This window comes from Bradyrhizobium sp. CFUWI (genome assembly GCF_056429085.1).
In genome coordinates, this window is sequence record NZ_JBWJZE010000250.1 from 1 (window position 1) to 418 (window position 418).

Here is a 418-nt window from a genome sequence, read left to right on the forward strand (position 1 = left end):
AGGCTATTGAACTGCTGATCGATGCCCGTCATGTCCCCAGCGGAAGCCCGATTAAAGAGAGCCTTTTCAGCAGGCTTCGGTCGGTTCGGCCCATCTTCCGAATCGTAGAAAGCTCCCGCTCCAAGCAGTGCCATGCAGAACAGAAACCCCACGAACAGCGGCTCTGGAGATTGCCGTGTGTACGCCTTGGCTCCGCAGGCCACAACCATCCCAACCGCGAGGAGCCGACCTACCGATACGAGTGTTCCACCAAGCGTGGAGACAACCGCTGAAAGCTCTCCCGCCCTATCGGATGGGCCAGCCAGCGCCGTCGCAATTTCCGTCGGGACGTCGAGCGCGCCGAGCGAAGCGTCAGGCGCAACGAGAATTGCTCCCACAGCGAGTCCGGCTGAGGCCACGAACGACGCACAGGCTACCG

General features: G+C 61.5%; 1 protein-coding gene. It reads right to left on the bottom strand.

Annotated features, from left to right (window positions below; all coding sequences use genetic code 11):
• A partial coding sequence (locus tag AC066S_RS39665; RefSeq protein WP_478272042.1) for a hypothetical protein occupies positions 1-209 on the bottom strand: 209 nt, incomplete at its 3' end.
• Positions 210-418 lie beyond the last annotated feature (209 nt).